This window comes from Rathayibacter sp. AY2B7 (genome assembly GCF_002931635.1).
In the GTDB taxonomy this organism is placed as follows: Bacteria; Actinomycetota; Actinomycetes; order Actinomycetales; family Microbacteriaceae; genus Rathayibacter.
The window spans coordinates 1-16238 of record NZ_PSUC01000086.1 but is presented as its reverse complement, the minus strand read 5'-3'; the positions used below and the strand labels follow the sequence as shown (position 1 = coordinate 16238).

The window sequence follows — 16238 nt, the reverse complement described above, 5'->3', positions numbered from 1 at the left end:
CCCGCACCCGCGTCGGGAACTCCCTCCTGGGCCTGCTCGCCTGGGTCATCGGGCTCCTCTTCGTCACCCCGGTGCTCTGGATGATCCTCACCAGCCTGCGCAGCGCGAAGGTGGCGATCGCCATCGTTCCGATGAGGACGACGACGCCGGCGGCCGACGCCGCTCCGTAGTTCTGTGCCTGGAAGAACTGCTGGTAGATCGTGTACGGCAGGTTGGCGGTGCCGAGGCCGCCGGAGGTGATGGTGAAGACGGCGTCGAAGTTCTGCACGATGTAGATCGAGCCCAGCAGTGCTGCGAGCTCGAGGTAGCGGCGCATGTGGGGGAGCGTCATGTGGATGAAGATCTGCCAGGTCGTCGCGCCGTCGACGCGGGCGGCCTCGAGGACGTCCAGGGGGCGGCTCTGCAGGCCGGCGAGCAGGATCAGCATCATGAACGGCGTCCACTGCCAGATGAGGGAGGCTTCGACGGCGACGAGGGCGTTGCTGCCGATCCAGTCGGGCTGCGGGGCGGTCGCGCCGAACAGGCCGAAGAACCAGTTCAGGGCGCCGTTGAGCAGGCCGTACTCGGGGTTGTAGAGCGCGTGCTTCCAGACGAGGGCGGCAGCGACGGGGACGACGAGGAACGGCGCGATCATGATCGTGCGCACGATGCCGCGTCCGAAGAAGGTGCGGTCGAGCAGCAGCGCGATGCCGAGGCCGAAGAGGAGGCTGACGAGCACGACGGTCACGGTCAGCAGGATCGTGGTGACCACCGCTCCGCGGAGGGCCTCGTCGGAGAAGACGGTGATGTAGTTCGAGAGCCAGGCGAACCCGATGTCGTTCGGGTAGAGCGCCTCCCAGTTGAACAGGGACACGATGATCGTGATGAGGAACGGCACCTGGGTCACCGCGATCACGAAGATCAGAGCGGGGAGCAGGGGAGCGCGGCGGGCCCAGTCGCCGGCTCGCGCGAGCGTCGTCGCGCGGTCCTTCTGAGGCCTGCGGCGGAACGGATGAGCGGATCCGGTCGCAGTCGGCGCGTCGGAGCGCGGTTCGGTCATGGTCATCGTGACGTCCTTGTCTCGCTGGAGGAAGTGTGCGGGGGAGGGCGGCGGCCGCCGGTAGCGGCCGCCACCCGAGGGTCAGATCACTTCTGGTACTTCGCGGCGACCTTCTCCGCGAGGGCCTGGCCGTCGGCGACGGCGTCCTCGACCGAGGTCTGCCCGGCGATCGCCGAGCTGATGGACTGCGACGCCTGAGTGGCCATGTCGGCGAACTCGGGGATCGCGACGAACTGGATGCCGGGCGCGGGACGCGGCTGGACACCCGGGTTGTCGGGAGTCGCGCTCTGGATCGCGTCGCGGGTCTGCTCGTAGAACGCACCGGCGGACGCCTGGTAGTCGGCGTTGTCGTAGGTCGAGGTGCGCTTGCCGGCGGGGACGCTGGACCAGCCGATCTGCTCACCGACGAGCTGCTCGTACTCCTTGCTCGAGGCCCACTCGATGAACTTCGCGGCGGCGTCCTGGTTCTTGGCGGCCTTCTGGATGCCCCAGGCCCACGAGTACAGCCAGCCCGAGCTCTCGGTCTCCACGACCGGCGCGGCGACGTAGCCGAGCTTGCCCTTCACGGGCGAGTCGTCGGCCTCCAGCGAGCCGGCGGCGGCGGTGGAGTCGTACCACATCGCGACCTTGCCCTGCTGCAGGTTGTTGAGGCACTCCGTGTAGCCGGCCTGCGAGGCGCCGCTCTCACCGTGCTGCTGCACGAGGTCGACGTAGAACTGAACGGCCTCGGTGAACTCGGGGCTGTCGGCCTGCGCGGTCCAGTCCTCGTCGAACCAGGTCCCGCCGAAGGTGTTCACCACGGTGGTGAGCGGGGCGTAGACCTGGCCCCAGCCGGGCTGGCCGCGGAGGCAGATGCCCTTCATGCCGGGCTCGACGCCGTCGACCTTCGCGGCGAGGTCGGCGACCTCCTGCCAGGTGGGGTTGTCGGGCATCGTGACGCCGGCCTTCTCGAAGACGTCGGTGCGGTACATCAGGAACGACGACTCACCGTAGTACGGCTCGGCGTAGAGGCTGCCGTCCTCGGCGGTGAGGGACTTCGTGATCGGCTCGAGCACGTCGGCCTGGTCGAAGTCGGCGCTGGCGGCGACGGTGTCGTCCAGCGGGGTCAGCCAGCCGTTCTTCGCGAACGTCGGCACCTCGTAGTTGCTGATGCTGGCGACGTCGTACTGACCGGCCTGGGCCGAGAACTCTTGCGCGATCTTCGCGCGGACATCGTTCTCAGGGAGAACGGTGTAGTTCACCTTGATGCCGGTCTCCTTGGTGAAGTTGTCGGCGGTGAGCTTCTGCAGGTCGGTCATCTGCGGGTTGTTGACCATGAGGACGTTGACCTCGTTGCCGCCACCGGAGGAAGCGGTGTCGCCTCCGGCACCGCCGCAGGCGGTGAGAGCGAACGCGAGGACCGTGGTCCCGGCGATGGCGGAGGCGATACGCCTGCCTCGGGTGATCATCAAAGGACTCCTTCGTTCTTCGAGCATCGACGCACCGTCGTGGTGAGCCGGCCGGCATCCGAGCTGATTTCCCTGACGGGAGCCGTGCTGCCTGGAGAAGAGTGTGAATCGAGCCGTCGACGCGTTCTAGCTCGCTCCCTGGCCAGAACTGATGCAAATCTGTACGGTTGCGTTCGTGGCTACCGTCAGAGACGACGATCACGCGACGATGCTCGCGGAACGTCTCACCGGCATGCGCGCGGCCCGCGAGGTCATCACGCTCGACGAGAACCACTCCGTGCGTTGGATCGAGCACGACTACCCCACGCCCGCGGCACGCTGGAACTACCACCCCGAGTACGAGATCCACCTCATCCGGCGGGGGACCGGGCGGTTCATCGTCGGCGACCACGTCGGCACCTTCTCTGCCGGCCACGTCTCGATCGTCGGTTCGGGTCTGCCGCACGACTGGGTCAGCGATCTCGCCCCCGACGAGGTGATCGTCAACCGCGACGCCGTGATCCAGATCGACCCGACGTGGATCGCGAAATGGATCGAGCTCATGCCGGAGGCGCGGGAGATCAGGCCCCTCCTCGCCGAGAGCGCCCGCGGCATCGAGTTCGCCCCCGCGACCGCCGAGGTCGCTGCACCGATCATCAATCGGATCGGGCTCACGACCGGACTCGAGCGGCTGACGCTCCTCCTCGAGCTCCTCACGCTGCTCGCTCGCTCACCCGCCGGCGACCGCACCCCGCTGGCGACGGAGTTCTTCATGCCGCAGCTCGACGACCGCGCGGCCGCGATCGTCGACATCGTCCTCGAGTACGCCTTCGCCGGCCACGCCGGCCAGGTCAGCGTCGGCGAAGCAGCGGACCTCGTCGGCATGCACGAGGCGACGTTCTCGAAGTACTTCAAGAAGGCCACCGGCCAGAACTTCAGCGAGCTCATCCGCAAGCTCCGCATCGCCCACGCAGGGCGCCTCCTCACGACGACGACGCTGTCCATCGCGGCGGTCTGCTACGAGGTCGGCTACACCAACCTCTCGAACTTCAACCGGCAGTTCCTGGCCGAGAAGGGCGTCACACCCCGCCAGCACCGACGGGACGCCGGGGAGGCGTCAGCGTAGGCGACGGCGGCAGCAGCGACTGCAAACTGCCATGCCTCTCCAGGTGCGCGGCGCCTAAACTGACATAATCTCGCTTATGAGAAGCGGCATTGGGAAGCGCCCGGGGGAGCGCGCAAGCCCTTTACCGCCCTCGACGGGCTTGCGTACCGTCGCTGACGACCCGCACCACTCCTCGAGGCACCGGACCGGTGCAGAACAGGTGACAGCACATGACTCGCGAGCAGAACATCGCCTCCCAGCAGGCCTTCGGCGAGGCGGTCAACGCCGGCGACTTCGCCGCGTTCGACGCACTCGTCGCGCCCGACTCGGTCGATCACGACCCGGCGCCCGGCCAGGCACCCGGCCCGGAGGGATACGCCGCGTTCTTCGGCGACCTGCGGACCGCGTTCCCCGACATGGCACTCGAGGTCGAGAAGCTCGTCGCGGACGACGACAGCGTCGCGTTCGCCTACACACTGACCGGCACGCAGACCGGTGTGTTCCAGGGCCACGCGCCGACGGGCAAGTCCGTGAAGATCCGCGGCATGCAGATCAGCACCTTCGTCGACGGCAAGCTCGCCGAGCGCTGGGGAAGCAGCGACGAGCTCGGCATCCTCACGCAGCTCGGCCTCGCACCCGGCGCCTAGCCGGCGGGACTCCGGCGGGTTCCGAGGCTCGTGTGCAACCACACCTCGGAGCCCGTCGAGCGGAGTGTGTGCGAACAAACTGACATAACTTCGATTATCGGAGCTCCCGCAGCGAGTCGCTGAAGCGCCGGGCCCGCTCGGGCGAGGAGTTCATGAGCCGGTCGATGCTGGTGAACACGGCGACGAGGGTGCTCGACGGCTTCCCCGAGATCTCCCAGAGCAGGTCCTCGGCGGTGTGCGGTCCGTGGCGCAGCACGGTGGGCACCCGCTCGGTGGCCGTCTCTCCCGCTGACCACGCCCGCAGCACGGCGGGCAGGTCCTCGAGGATCCGCTCGATGTCGGCGACCGCGCTCACGGCCGCGTCGCGAACCCGGCGGGTGTGCACCGCGACGGCCTCGTTCGCCCAGTCCGCGGGCGGCGGGTAGGCGAGGACGTCGTCCGCGCCTCCGATGAGCCCGCGGTCGCGGAGCCTCTGCACGGCCGCGCGGAGGTCCGACGGGTCGAGGTGCGTCGCGAGAGCCGCGTCGTCGAGCGTCATCGGCCGCCCGCGCAGCAGGATGCCCAGCAGAGTGTCGTCGTCCATCGCTCCCTCTCGCGGGAGCGCGGCACCGGCTCCGCGACCACAGTGCCCCGGGGGCGCAGGGGCGTTCAACGGCTTGCATCGAGGGGGATTCCCTGAGGGAGGCGTCGGGGCGCGGGACCCGTGGTCCGCTCCAGCGGATACCGTCCTCCCGACCCGCCGCTCAGGCCCGCCGCCCGACCAGTGCCCGCAGCGCATCGCGGACGAACCGGGCGCCGGCGACTCCGCCGTAGTGCGCCGAGAACCGCTCGTCGGCGGCGTACATCTCGCCGAGTCCGAGCAGGTACTCGTCGCTCGGCCGTCCGGACGCGTCGCGGGGCGTCCCCGGCACCTCCGCGAGCCAGGCCCGGTGCCGCTCGGCGAGCGCGAGTGCCGCGTCCCCCGTCGGATCCGCTCCGCTCGCCGCCGCGGCGGTCCACGCGCCGGCGAGGTCCGCCTGCCTCCGCTGCCACCGCTCGCGGTCCTCCGCGCTCATCGAGCGCCACCAGCGGTCGCCGACGGCGTACGCCGGGGCACCCCAGCGGCGCTCCACCTCCTCGCGGTGCTCCGCGTGGTCGAACCCGTCGAACATCTCCTCGGCCATCGGCCCGTTCCCCTCTCTCATCGTCGTGATCGTCCCGGCGACCGCCCGGATGCGGCGGTCGATCCGCCGGCGCTCCTCCTGGAGCACGTCGAGGTGCCGCTCGAGAGCGAGCACCGGCTCCGTGTCGCGCCGCAGGATCCGCCCGATCTCGGGCAGCCCGAGGCCGAGGTCGCGCAGCAGCAGGATCCGCTGCAGCGTCACGAGCGCGGCGGCGTCGTAGTAGCGGTACCCGTTCGCTCCCACCCGGCTCGGCGGCAGCAGCCCCTCGGCCCCGTAGTGCCGCAGCGTCCGGCTGGTCGTGCCGGCCAGCCGCGCCACCTCGTGCACGGTCCACTCCTGCTCCACAGCGCGCTCCGTCTCCCCGTCGCCGGGGACTCCGGCGGCGATGGAAGCGACGGTACGGGTTGACGCAGCGTCACCGTCAAGCGGCGAGAGCGGATCCGCTAGCGGGCGCCGATCCTGCGCGTTCCCACCCGGAGGACGAGCTCGGTCACCGGCACCGCGGCGATCGAGCAGCAGGCGGCGGGCACCACGGTCAGCAGCGCGACGACGGCGTCCGTCCCGTCGCCCGCGTCGGTCCACGCCGCGATCGAGACCACGATCCAGGCGATCGCGAGGATGCAGACCGTGGAGGCCGACCAGAGGACCGGCCAGGGCGCGCGACCCCGTCCCGCGGAGTAGGGGAGCCCGCCGACGGCCGCCGTCACGGCGGTCGCCAGAAGCGCTCGGGCCAGCGGGAGGAGCAGCTCGCCGGGGTCCCGGCCGGTGTCGAGGGAGGACAGCGCGAACAGGACCGAGGTCGTCGCGAGCGAGAGGACCCCGGCGACGGCGACGAGCGTCAGCAGGGTCCGGATCAGGAGCCTCACCGGTCGCCTCCGGCGAGGAACGCGCCGCGCTCCTCCAGCAGCCGACGCAGGTGCCGGTCGAGCACCAGCCGCTCCGCGATCCGCCCGAGGACGCCGAGCGGGGCGGAGTACTCGAGCCGGTCGATCATCACGGAGCCGGAGCCGTCGGACTCGAAGCGGTGCTCGTGCCGGAAGGTCGCGAAGGGCCCGCGGGTCTGCTCGTCGACGAAGGAGTGCGGGGCGTCGAGCGCGGTGACGGCGCTGGTCAGCCGGAGCGGGACGCCGAAGTGCCGGGCGCTCCAGGTCACGTGCTCGCCGAGCCCGATCAGCCCGGTGGTCGTCCCGGAGACCGCGCGCTCGCGAGCGCCGGCCTGCGAGCGCATGTGCAGGTCGATGTCGCGCGCCCGGTCGAACATCTCGGCGGCCGGGCGGGCGGAGCGGGTCACGACCTGGAGGAGCACGGTGTCGATCCTGCCCGCCGCGCCCGCGGCCGGCCGCGGACGCGCCGGTCCGTCCGCCTCACCAGCTCGTCACCACGGTCCGCGTGATCACCCACCCCTCGTCGCGGCGGACGAGGCGGCTCGTCAGCTGGAGCCGCCAGGTCGCGTGCAGGCGGCCGATGGTCGCCTCGGTGATGGTGCGGGAGGTGAGCACCGGGTGCGCGGCGCCGCCCGAGAGGGCGCTCTCGACGTGGTCGATCTCGTGGTACTCCTTGCGCGCCTCGTCGATGTCGGCGAGCCACTCCTCCCGCGACTGCACCAGGCCGGTCGGGTGCTCGATCACGAAGCGCTCGTCGAGCAGCGCCTCGAGCGCGGGCAGGTCCACCAGCTCCAGCGCGTCGAAGAGGGCGGCGTGCACGGCGGTCGGGCCGTCGTCCTCCAGCTCGTCGCCCGTGCCGGCGGTCCCGTCGCCGCTCATGCCGGCGGTCCCGTCGTCGCGCGGCGGACGAGCTGCGTCGGCAGCTGCACGTGCAGCGAGCGCGGCTCGCGCCCGGCCATCAGCGCGATCAGCATCTCGGCGGCGGTCGCTCCGAGCGTCTGCATCGGCTGGCGGACGGTGGTCAGCGGCGGATCGAAGCGAGCGGCCTCGGGCACGTCGTCGAAGCCGATCACCGACAGGTCGTGGGGCACGGCGAGGCCCAGGTGCGCGGCGGTCTCGATGATCGCCAGCGCCGAGACGTCGTTGGCGGCGAAGACCGCGGTCGGGCGGTCGGGCAGCGACAGGAGCGAGGAGGCGGGCCGCCGGGCGGTGTCGCGGTGGTAGTTGCCCACCCGCAGCAGGCGCTCGTCGAAGGCGATGCCGGCCTCCGCCAGCGCCGCCCGGTAGCCGGCCTCGCGCAGCCGAGCCGAGCGGAGATCGCCACGGCCCGCGACGAAGCCGATGCGGCGGTGCCCGAGCGCGATCAGGTGGCGGGTGGCGAGCAGGGCGCCGCCGAAGTTGTCGGACTCGACGGTCGGCAGGTCGGCGCGGCCGGTGTGCGGGTCCACGGCGACGAGCGGGATGTCGGAGGGTGCGCTCACCACGCTCGGCGTGACCATGATCGCCCCGTCGATGAGGGTGCCGCTGAGCCGGCTGAGCGAGCGCCGCTCCCAGCCCTCCTGCTCGCCCTCGTGGGAGCCGGAGTAGGCGAGCAGGTCGAACCGCGACTCCTTCAGCACCGACCCCACGCCCTTCAGGATCTCCGCGCTGAACGGCTCGAACCCCGCGACCAGCACGCCGATCACGCCGGTGCGCCGGGAGCGCATGCTGCTCGCGACGAGGCTCGACTCGTAGCCGAGCTCGCGCACGACCTCGAGCACGCGGGTGGCGGTGGCGGGTGCGATCCCGTACCGGCCGTTCACGGCCTTGGACACCGTCGCCACCGAGACGCCGGCGGCAGCGGCGACGTCGTGGATGGTCGGTCGGGTGGTCATGTGGCCGACTGTAACCCGTGCTTCGAAAACCATTTCGAAAACGTTTGACCACTTTCGCAAGCACTGCGGACACTGACTCCACCCGCGAAGGCGGGAACCCCCACGGCGCCGGTGCACCAGGCGGCGCCCTCGATGAAGAGAACGGTTGGACGATGAAGTTCAGGAAGATCGCAGTGGCGACAGCAGCCCTGCTCGGCACGGTCGCGGCCCTCACCGGCTGCTCGGCCCAGGACTCGGGATCGAGCGACGGCACCGTCGCGATGACCCTCTGGCAGAACTCGACCACGGGCCCCGGCCAGGAGTTCTGGGACAAGACGATCGCGGACTTCGAGGCCGCGAACCCCGGAGTGACCATCGAGTCGCAGGCCATCCAGAACGAGGACCTCGACGGCAAGCTCCAGACGGCGCTCAACTCGGGCGACGCCCCCGACGTCTTCCTCCAGCGCGGAGGCGGCAAGCTCGCCGCCATGGTCGCGGGCGGACAGCTGAAGGACCTCACCGACGGCATCTCGGACCAGGCGCGCAGCGAGATCCCCGAGGGCTCGTTCTCGGCGAACACGCTCGACGACAAGGTCTGGGCGATGCCGGTCGCCGTCCTCCCGGGCGGCCTGTTCTACAGCCAGGACGTCTTCACGGCGGCGGGCGTCACCGAGACCCCGAAGACCATCGATGAGCTCGACTCCGCGATCACCAAGATCAAGGGCAGCGGAGCCCAGGCCGTCGCGCTCGGCGCGAAGGACGCCTGGCCCGCCGCGCACTGGTACTACTTCTTCGCGCTCCGCGAGTGCAGCGCCGACACCATGGCCGAGGCGGCCGACACCAAGGACTTCTCGGACGACTGCTGGGTCCGCGCGGGCGAGGACCTGCAGGACTTCTCGGCCACCGAGCCGTTCAACGAGGGCTTCCTCACCACCGCCGCCCAGCAGGGCGCGGGCAGCTCGGCCGGACTCCTCGCCAACCACCAGGCGTCGATGGAGCTCATGGGCGCGTGGGACCCGGGCGTGATCGCCTCCCTCACCCCCGACGAGAAGCCGCTGCCCGACCTGGGCTGGTTCCCCTTCCCCGAGATCGACGGCGGCGACGGCGAGGCCGGCGCGATCATGGGCGGCGTCGACGGCTACTCCTGCTCCGCGGGCGCTCCCGACGAGTGCGTCGACTTCCTCAACTACCTGGCCACCTCCGACGTGCAGAAGGAGTACTACGCGGCCTTCAATGCGCCCCCGGTGAACACCGTGGCGCAGGAGGCGGTCACCGAGCCGTACCTGCAGCAGATCCTCGATGCCTACAACTCGGCCCCGTACGTCTCGCAGTGGCTCGACACCGTCTACGGCCTCAACGTCGGCAACGCGCTGAACGTCGGAGTCGTCGACCTGCTGGCCGGCAAGAGCGACCCCGAGCAGCTGGTCGAGGCCGTCAACGCCGCCGCGGCGAAGGCCTAGCCACCATGGCACTCCGCGAGAGCCCGCTCCTCGGAGTGGATGAGCCCCGCGGGACCGCGCGCACCGGAGGCGTCACCTCGACGCCTCCGGTGCGCCGGCGCCGCCGCAGCGTCGGCTGGGCGGGGCGCTTCGAGATCGCGCTCCTGGTCGGCCCGGCGCTGATCGTCTTCCTCGCCTTCGTGATCTTCCCGGTCGTGATGGCGGCCTACTACGGCTTCTTCAGCTGGCAGGGCTACGGAGTGCCGACGGACTTCGTCGGCTTCCGCAACTACCTGACGATCCTGCAGGACCCCACCTTCCACGACGCCCTCGCGCACAACGGCATCATCGTGGTGCTCTCGCTCGTGCTCCAGGGGCCGGTCGCGATCCTCCTGGCGCTGCTGCTGAACCGCAAGCTGCGCGGGCAGTCGATCATCCGCGTCCTGATCTTCGTGCCGTACGTGATCTCGGAGGTCGTCGTCGGCACCGGCTGGAGCCTGATGCTCCAGACCAGCGGCGCGGTCAACGGCCTGCTCGAGAAGGTCGGCCTCGGCGCGCTGAAGCAGGACTGGCTCTCGGATCCGGCGATCGCGATCTGGACGCTGATGCTGATCATCACGTGGAAGTACATCGGCTTCGCCGTGATCCTCTTCCTCGCGGGACTGCAGGGCATCCCCGAGGAGCTGTCCGAGGCCGCGGCCATCGACGGCGCCTCCTACTGGCAGGTGCAGCGGCGGATCACCCTGCCCCTGCTCGCGCCGACCCTGCGGATCTGGGCGTTCCTGTCGATCATCGGCGCACTGCAGCTGTTCGACCTCGTCTACATCATCTGGGGCCAGTACGTGTCCTCGACCGCGGGCACCTCGACCATGGCGATCTACCTGGTCACCAACGGCCGCAACGCCGGCAACTACGGGTACGGGAACGCCGTCGCGGTGGTCCTGTTCCTGATCTCGCTCGTGGTGGCGCTGCTCTACCAGCGCTTCGTGCTCCGGCGCGACACGGCGGGCGCACTGACGGGAGACAAGCGATGACCGGCACGACGATGACGGCCCCGCCGATCACTCCGGAGACCCCTCGGCCTCTCGCGGTGAAGCGGCGCCGGCAGCCCCTGGGCCGCGGCACCACGATCGCCTACGTCGTGGCGATCGTCGTGATCGCGCTGATGCTCGCCCCGGTGGCGTACATCATCCTCGGCGGCTTCCGCACGAACGCGCAGATCACCACCGACCCGGCGGGCCTGCCCTCGCCGTGGAACGTGCAGAACTACCTCGACGTGATCACCGGCGGCGTCTTCTGGCAGGAGGTCGGCAACTCCACCATCGCCGGCCTCGCGACGACGCTCGGCGTGGTCGTGCTCGGCCTGATGGCGAGCTACGTCCTGGCCCGCTACGACTTCACCGGACGCGGCGTGTTCTACGCGCTCTTCGCCGCCGGCCTGATGTTCCCGATGACCGTGGCGATCACTCCCCTCTACCTGGTGATCAAGAGCCTCGGCCTGATGAACTCCCTCGCCGGAGTGGTGCTGCCGCAGATCGCGTTCGGCCTGCCGACGACGATCATCATCCTGGTGCCGTTCCTCCGCGCGATCCCGGACGAGATCCAGGAGGCGGCCTTCATCGACGGCTGCAGCCGGATCGGCTTCTTCTTCCGCATGGTCGTGCGCCTGGCGATGCCCGGCGTGATCACCACGGGGATCCTCGCGTTCATCGCGAGCTGGAACAGCTACCTGCTGCCCCTGTTCATCCTCAACAACGAGTCCACCTTCACGCTCCCGCTCGGAGTCCAGGCGTTCTCGTCGCAGTACTCGGTCGACACGGCGAAGGTGCTGGCCTTCGTGTCGCTGTCGATGATCCCGGCGCTGATCTTCTTCAGCGTCTTCGAGCGCCGCATCGTCGGCGGGCTGACGGGGGCGGTGAAGGGATGAGCGGATCGCTCCGCCCGTCCGCCGCGTCCCCCGTTCCGTCCGCACCCGTCGCCCCACCCGCAGAGAGGGTCGCACCGTGACCGCACCGCACGCACCAGAGGACCCCCAGGCCCCGTCCGCCCGCACCACCGAGCTGCTGGGCCGGATGACGCTGGAGGAGAAGCTCTCCCAGCTGGTCGGCTACTGGGTCGACCAGGGCGGCGAGGTCGTCGCCCCGCTCGCCGGCGAGATGGCCACCGCGACCGGGTACGCCGAGGCGACCCGTGAGGGGATCGGCCAGCTGACCCGCGTCTACGGCACGCGCCCCGTCGATCCGCTCGAGCGCGCCCGGTGGCTGTGGGCGGAGCAGCGCCGGCTGGTCGAGGAGACGCGGCTGGGCATCCCGGCGATCGTCCACGAGGAGTGCCTGACGGGGCTCGCCGCCTGGCAGGCCGCGACGTTCCCGACTCCTCTCGCCTGGGGCGCCTCCTTCGACCCGGAGCTCGTGGCCGAGCTCGGCGCCGTGATCGGCGGCTCGATGCGCGAGCTCGGGATCCACCAGGGCCTGGCGCCCGTGCTCGACGTGATCCGCGACCCCCGCTGGGGCCGGGTCGACGAGTGCATCGCCGAGGACCCGTACGTCGTCGGCACGATCGGCACCGCGTACGTGCAGGGGCTGCAGTCCACCGGCGTCGACGCGACGCTGAAGCACTTCATCGGCTACTCCGCCTCCCGCGGCGGCCGCAACCACGCGCCGGTGCACGCCGGACCGCGCGAGATCGCGGACGTGCTGCTGCCGCCGTTCGAGATGGCGATCCGCGACGGGGGCGCCCGCTCGGTGATGAACTCCTACGCCGAGATCGACGGGGACCCGGTCGGAGCGACGCCCGCCTACCTCACGGGCGTGCTGCGCGAGCGCTGGGGCTTCGACGGCGTGGTCGTCGCCGACTACTTCTCGGTCGCGTTCCTCCACCTCATGCACGCGGTCGCCGCCGACCTGGGCGAGGCGGCCGAGCTGGCGCTCGCCGCGGGGATCGACGTGGAGCTGCCCACGGGCGACGCGTTCCTCGCTCCGCTGGCCGCGCGCATCCGGGCCGGGGAGGCCGACGAGGCGCTCGTCGACCGGGCCGTGCTGCGGGTGCTCGCGCAGAAGGAGCGGCTCGGCCTGCTCGACGCGCGCTTCGACGACGCCCCCGAGTCGATCGACCTCGACTCGCCGGCCCACCGCGACATCGCCCGCCGCCTGGCCGAGGAGTCGGTGGTGCTGCTCGCCAACGACGGCGTCCTGCCGCTCGCTGCGCCGCGCCGCCTCGCGCTGATCGGCCCCAACGCCGACAGCGCGCCCGCGCTCATGGGCTGCTACTCCTTCGCCAACCACGTGCTGGCGCACCACCCGGGCGTGCCGCTGGGCTTCGAGATCCCGACGGTCGCCGACGCGCTGGCCGACGAGTTCGGCTCGGCCGAGCTGCTGCTCGCCGAGGGCTGCTCGGTCGAGGGGGACGACGACTCCGGGATCGCCGAGGCGGTCCGGGCGGCCGCCGACTCCGACGTGGCGATCGTGGTCGTCGGCGACCGGGCGGGCCTGTTCGGCCGCGGCACGGTCGGCGAGGGCAACGACGTCGAGAGCCTCGAGCTCCCGGGCCGCCAGCGCGAGCTGGTCGAGGCCGTCGTGGCGACGGGGACCCCGGTCGTGCTCGTGCTGCTGACCGGCCGCCCCTACGCCGTGGGCTGGGCGCTCGACGGGCCGTCGGCTCCCGCCGCCGTGCTGCAGGCGTTCTTCCCGGGGGAGGAGGGCGCCGGCGCGATCGCGGGCGTCGTCTCGGGACGGGTCGACCCCTCCGGCCACCTGCCGGTCTCGCTGCCGCGCTCGGCCGGGGCGCAGCCGTTCTCGTACCTGCACCCGATCCTCGGCGGGCCGTCGGACGTGACCTCCGCCGACAGCACGCCGGTGCGGCCGTTCGGCCACGGCCTCTCGTACACGACCTTCGCCCGGACGGAGCTGGCGGTCGAGGAGTCCGCCCCGACGGACGGATCCTTCACGGCAGCCGTGCGTGTCCGCAACACGGGCGAGCGGGCGGGCACCGACCTGGTGCAGCTGTACGCCCGCGACGTGTTCGCGAGCGTGACCCGGCCGGTGGCGCAGCTGCTCGGCTACGCGCGGGTCGCGCTCGAGCCCGGCGAGGAGGCGGAGGTCCGCTTCGAGGTCCCGGCCGCGCGCCTGGCCTTCACCGGACGCGAGGGCGTGCGGATCGTCGAGCCCGGCCGCGTCGAGCTGTGGGTGGGCCCGGACTGCGCGACCCGCGAGACGGAGGCGGCGCTCGAGCTGGTCGGCGCGGCCGCCGCTGTCGACGCCTCCTCGCAGCGCCTCGTCGGCACGCGGGTCCAGCGGGCGGGAGCGGGCGTCCCGGCCTGACCCCGTGGACAACGCTGAAAGGATCGCTCCGGCGGCCCGTGGACCCGCGGATCCGGGTGCCCGCGGCGCGATCCTTCCTCTGTTGTGGACAGGCCGGGGCTCCGGTGCGCCCCGTCCCGGCCCGGGCGCGGTCCGAGCGCGGCTCCGGCATTGCTCCGGCGACGGGTTCGGCGGGCGGGAGCGGGCGTTCCGGCTCATTCCGTTCAGGACTCAGGACGATCGCTCCGCTGGCACGTGGATCCGCGGATCCGGGTGCCCGTGGGGCGATTCCTCCTGCAGTGTGAACACGCCACGGCCTCGTCTCCGCCTCGTCACGGCCCGGCCCCCCGGCCGGGCCCCGGCCCGACGTCGACCACTCCTGGGCGCAGTCCCGGCCCTGCTCCGAGCGACGGGCTCAGCGTGCGGAGCCGGTGTTCCGGCCTGATCCCGTTCGTAACGTAGGAAGGATTGCTTCGGCGGGCCGTGGATCCGCGGATCCCGGTGCCCGCGGGGCGATCCTTCCTACGTTGTGAACACGGCGCGGCCCCGGCGCGGTCCGAGCGGGGGTTCGCATCCAACGTCGGGTTCGGCGGGCGGCAGCGGCCGTTCAGGCTCGAGTCCGTCGAGGACTCAGGACGGATCGCTCAGGCGGCCAGTGGATCGGAGGGCCTGATCGTGTTCAGAACTCAGGACGGATCGCTCCAGCCGCCCGTGGATCCGCGGATCCTGGTGCTCGCGAGGAGATCCGTCCTGCATGGTGAACCTGTCACGGCGTCGGCAGGGCGCGGGCGCGGTCGGGGTACCGCTCTGGCGCGGCTCCGGCGGGCGCGGCAGGCTGGGGGGATGAGCGACGACGCGAAGCAGACCCTCCTCCGCTACCTGCAGGAAGGGCGCGACGCCCTGCTGCAGAAGCTCGACGGACTCGACGAGTACGACGTGCGGCGGCCGCTCGTCGCGACGGGCACGAACCTGCTGGGCCTGGTGAAGCACGTGGCGGGCACCGAGGCGGGCTACCTCGGCGCCGTGTTCGGCCGGCCGTTCCCCGAGCCGATGCCCTGGATGGAGGACGAGTCGGAGCCGAACTCGGACATGTGGGCGACCGCGGACGAGTCCCTCGCCGACGTGATCGCGCTGTACCGCCGCGTGTGGGCCCACTCCGACGCGACGGTCGCGGCCCTCCCGCTCGACGCTCCTGGGCAGGTCCCCTGGTGGACGAACCCCGACGTGACGCTGCACCGGATCCTGGTCCACATCACCGCGGAGACGCACCGGCACGCGGGTCACGCCGACATCGTCCGCGAGCTGATCGACGGGCGGGTCGGGCTCCGCACGCCCGGCGACAACCTGCCGCCCGTGCCCGAGGAGTGGTGGCCGGAGTACCGGGAGCGCCTCGAGTCGCTGGCGCGCGCCGTCCGCGACCGGGGCTGACGTGCCGGCCTCAATCGGCGTCCGCGTCACGCCCGCGCGCGCGGCCGCGCTGCTCGACGCGCTCGAGCCGTCCGAGGAGGCGCCGCTCGACGCCGCCCTCGGCGGTCCCGGGCGCGGCCGGACCGCCCTGCAGAGGCGCCGCGACGGGGCGTCTCAGGAGGAGCGCCGGCGAGGAGCCGCGCTCGAGCGCCGGGCGTTCAGCGCGGAGGCGGATCCCGCGGCGCTGGGGGAGCTGGCGCTGCTCCGCGCGCGACTCCGCGAGCAGGAGGAGGCGCTCGACGCCGCGGTCGCGGGACTGGAGTCGCGCGGGGGCTCCTCGGTCGCGCCCGACGGGAGCGGTTCCGCCACGGCGACCGGGACCGACGGAGCCGGCCTCGACGACACGACCGGGGGCGAGGAGCCCGGAGACACCGCCGCTGCCCCCGCCCGGCGTCGCCGCCTCGGCCTCGTCGCCGCGCTCGCCGCCGTGCTCGGGATCGCCGCCCTCGGCACCGCCGCCTCCGTCGCGCTCGCCCCGCGCCCCTCGCTCGAGGTCTTCACCCGGCCCTGGGCGGTCCCCGACGACGTCGCCACGCGCCCGCTCTCGACCCTCGCGAGCCTCCGCGTCTTCCACTGGGGCCCGACGCGCTACCTGGGCAGCATCGCCGGAGTCGACTACTTCGCCACTCTCAGCCTCGACTCCTTCTCGGCCGCCGAGCTCGCCGACGAGTCCGTCTGCCTCTACGGTCTCGCGCGCTCGGACGGCGACGTGGTCGTCACGGACTGCGCGGCGACGGCGGACTTCATCGCGAGCGGGATGACCGTCGCGCCGGAGGACTACCAGGGCGATGCGGGCGGCGCGGGAGTCGTGTGGGGACCGACCGGGGACCTCCGCTCGGCGGGCTGACGCACGGCCGGCACCCGCCCGCCAGGTCAGCACCCCCCCGGCAGGCGCCCGCCCGCGCCCACTCGCTCC

Annotated in this window: 16 protein-coding genes; 8 read left to right on the top strand and 8 right to left on the bottom strand. The window is 71.8% G+C overall.

Annotation, left to right across the window (positions count from 1 at the left end; genetic code table 11):
• Both C5C27_RS13125 and C5C27_RS13120 read right to left on the bottom strand, forming a co-directional pair.
• A partial coding sequence (locus C5C27_RS13125) for a carbohydrate ABC transporter permease (protein WP_104314609.1) occupies positions 1-1039 on the bottom strand: 1039 nt, incomplete at its 3' end.
• 86 nt (positions 1040-1125) lie between these two features.
• Complete coding sequence (locus C5C27_RS13120; protein ID WP_104314607.1) at positions 1126-2487, bottom strand: sugar ABC transporter substrate-binding protein; 1362 nt, start codon at positions 2485-2487, stop codon at positions 1126-1128.
• 175 nt (positions 2488-2662) lie between these two features.
• On the opposite strand from C5C27_RS13120, the gene C5C27_RS13115 reads away from it, so the two are divergent.
• Entirely contained in the window at positions 2663-3592 is a 930-nt protein-coding gene (locus C5C27_RS13115; RefSeq protein WP_258066740.1) for an AraC family transcriptional regulator, read from the top strand.
• A gap of 209 nt (positions 3593-3801) precedes the next feature.
• The gene (locus C5C27_RS13110) at positions 3802-4218 is read left to right on the top strand and encodes an ester cyclase (protein ID WP_056045707.1); all 417 of its coding nucleotides are present in this window, start codon (positions 3802-3804) and stop codon (positions 4216-4218) included.
• A 94-nt stretch (positions 4219-4312) separates the two neighbouring features.
• Here C5C27_RS13110 and C5C27_RS13105 read toward each other — a convergent pair whose 3' ends face one another.
• From C5C27_RS13105 to C5C27_RS13080, 6 genes are all read right to left on the bottom strand, one after another.
• A complete protein-coding gene (locus C5C27_RS13105; RefSeq protein WP_104314605.1) occupies positions 4313-4801 on the bottom strand; it encodes a hypothetical protein in 489 nt (162 codons plus the stop codon).
• Between the two features lie 160 nt (positions 4802-4961).
• The gene (locus C5C27_RS13100; RefSeq protein ID WP_104314604.1) at positions 4962-5726 is read right to left on the bottom strand and encodes a TipAS antibiotic-recognition domain-containing protein; all 765 of its coding nucleotides are present in this window, start codon (positions 5724-5726) and stop codon (positions 4962-4964) included.
• Between the two features lie 98 nt (positions 5727-5824).
• Positions 5825-6247 (bottom strand): hypothetical protein, encoded by a 423-nt coding sequence (locus C5C27_RS13095; protein WP_104267643.1) that lies wholly within the window; start codon positions 6245-6247, stop codon positions 5825-5827.
• Complete coding sequence (locus C5C27_RS13090) at positions 6244-6687, bottom strand: SRPBCC family protein (RefSeq protein ID WP_258066738.1); 444 nt, start codon at positions 6685-6687, stop codon at positions 6244-6246. The genes C5C27_RS13095 and C5C27_RS13090 overlap by 4 nt, the downstream gene beginning before the upstream one ends.
• Before the next feature lie 58 nt (positions 6688-6745).
• Positions 6746-7144 carry a nuclear transport factor 2 family protein gene (locus C5C27_RS13085; protein ID WP_104239174.1) on the bottom strand — a complete coding sequence of 133 codons (399 nt, stop codon included), beginning with the start codon at positions 7142-7144 and terminating at the stop codon, positions 6746-6748.
• The gene (locus tag C5C27_RS13080; protein WP_104314603.1) at positions 7141-8139 is read right to left on the bottom strand and encodes a LacI family DNA-binding transcriptional regulator; all 999 of its coding nucleotides are present in this window, start codon (positions 8137-8139) and stop codon (positions 7141-7143) included. The genes C5C27_RS13085 and C5C27_RS13080 overlap by 4 nt, the downstream gene beginning before the upstream one ends.
• Before the next feature lie 152 nt (positions 8140-8291).
• On the opposite strand from C5C27_RS13080, the gene C5C27_RS13075 reads away from it, so the two are divergent.
• The 6 genes from C5C27_RS13075 (at position 8292) to C5C27_RS13050 (ending at position 16169) form a co-directional block, all read left to right on the top strand.
• On the top strand, positions 8292-9578 hold the full coding sequence (locus C5C27_RS13075) for an ABC transporter substrate-binding protein (RefSeq protein WP_104314602.1): 1287 nt from the start codon (positions 8292-8294) through the stop codon (positions 9576-9578).
• Between the two features lie 5 nt (positions 9579-9583).
• Positions 9584-10591, top strand: a complete 1008-nt coding sequence (locus C5C27_RS13070; protein WP_104226347.1) for a carbohydrate ABC transporter permease — start codon at positions 9584-9586, stop codon at positions 10589-10591.
• The gene (locus tag C5C27_RS13065) at positions 10588-11484 is read left to right on the top strand and encodes a carbohydrate ABC transporter permease (RefSeq protein WP_104224899.1); all 897 of its coding nucleotides are present in this window, start codon (positions 10588-10590) and stop codon (positions 11482-11484) included. The genes C5C27_RS13070 and C5C27_RS13065 overlap by 4 nt, the downstream gene beginning before the upstream one ends.
• Before the next feature lie 145 nt (positions 11485-11629).
• Complete coding sequence (locus C5C27_RS13060; protein ID WP_104314601.1) at positions 11630-13876, top strand: glycoside hydrolase family 3 N-terminal domain-containing protein; 2247 nt, start codon at positions 11630-11632, stop codon at positions 13874-13876.
• An 822-nt stretch (positions 13877-14698) separates the two neighbouring features.
• Positions 14699-15283, top strand: coding sequence for a DinB family protein (locus tag C5C27_RS13055; RefSeq protein ID WP_104314600.1), 585 nt, complete (start codon positions 14699-14701; stop codon positions 15281-15283).
• Between the two features lies 1 nt (position 15284).
• On the top strand, positions 15285-16169 hold the full coding sequence (locus tag C5C27_RS13050; RefSeq protein ID WP_104314599.1) for a hypothetical protein: 885 nt from the start codon (positions 15285-15287) through the stop codon (positions 16167-16169).
• Positions 16170-16238: the final 69 nt, after the last annotated feature.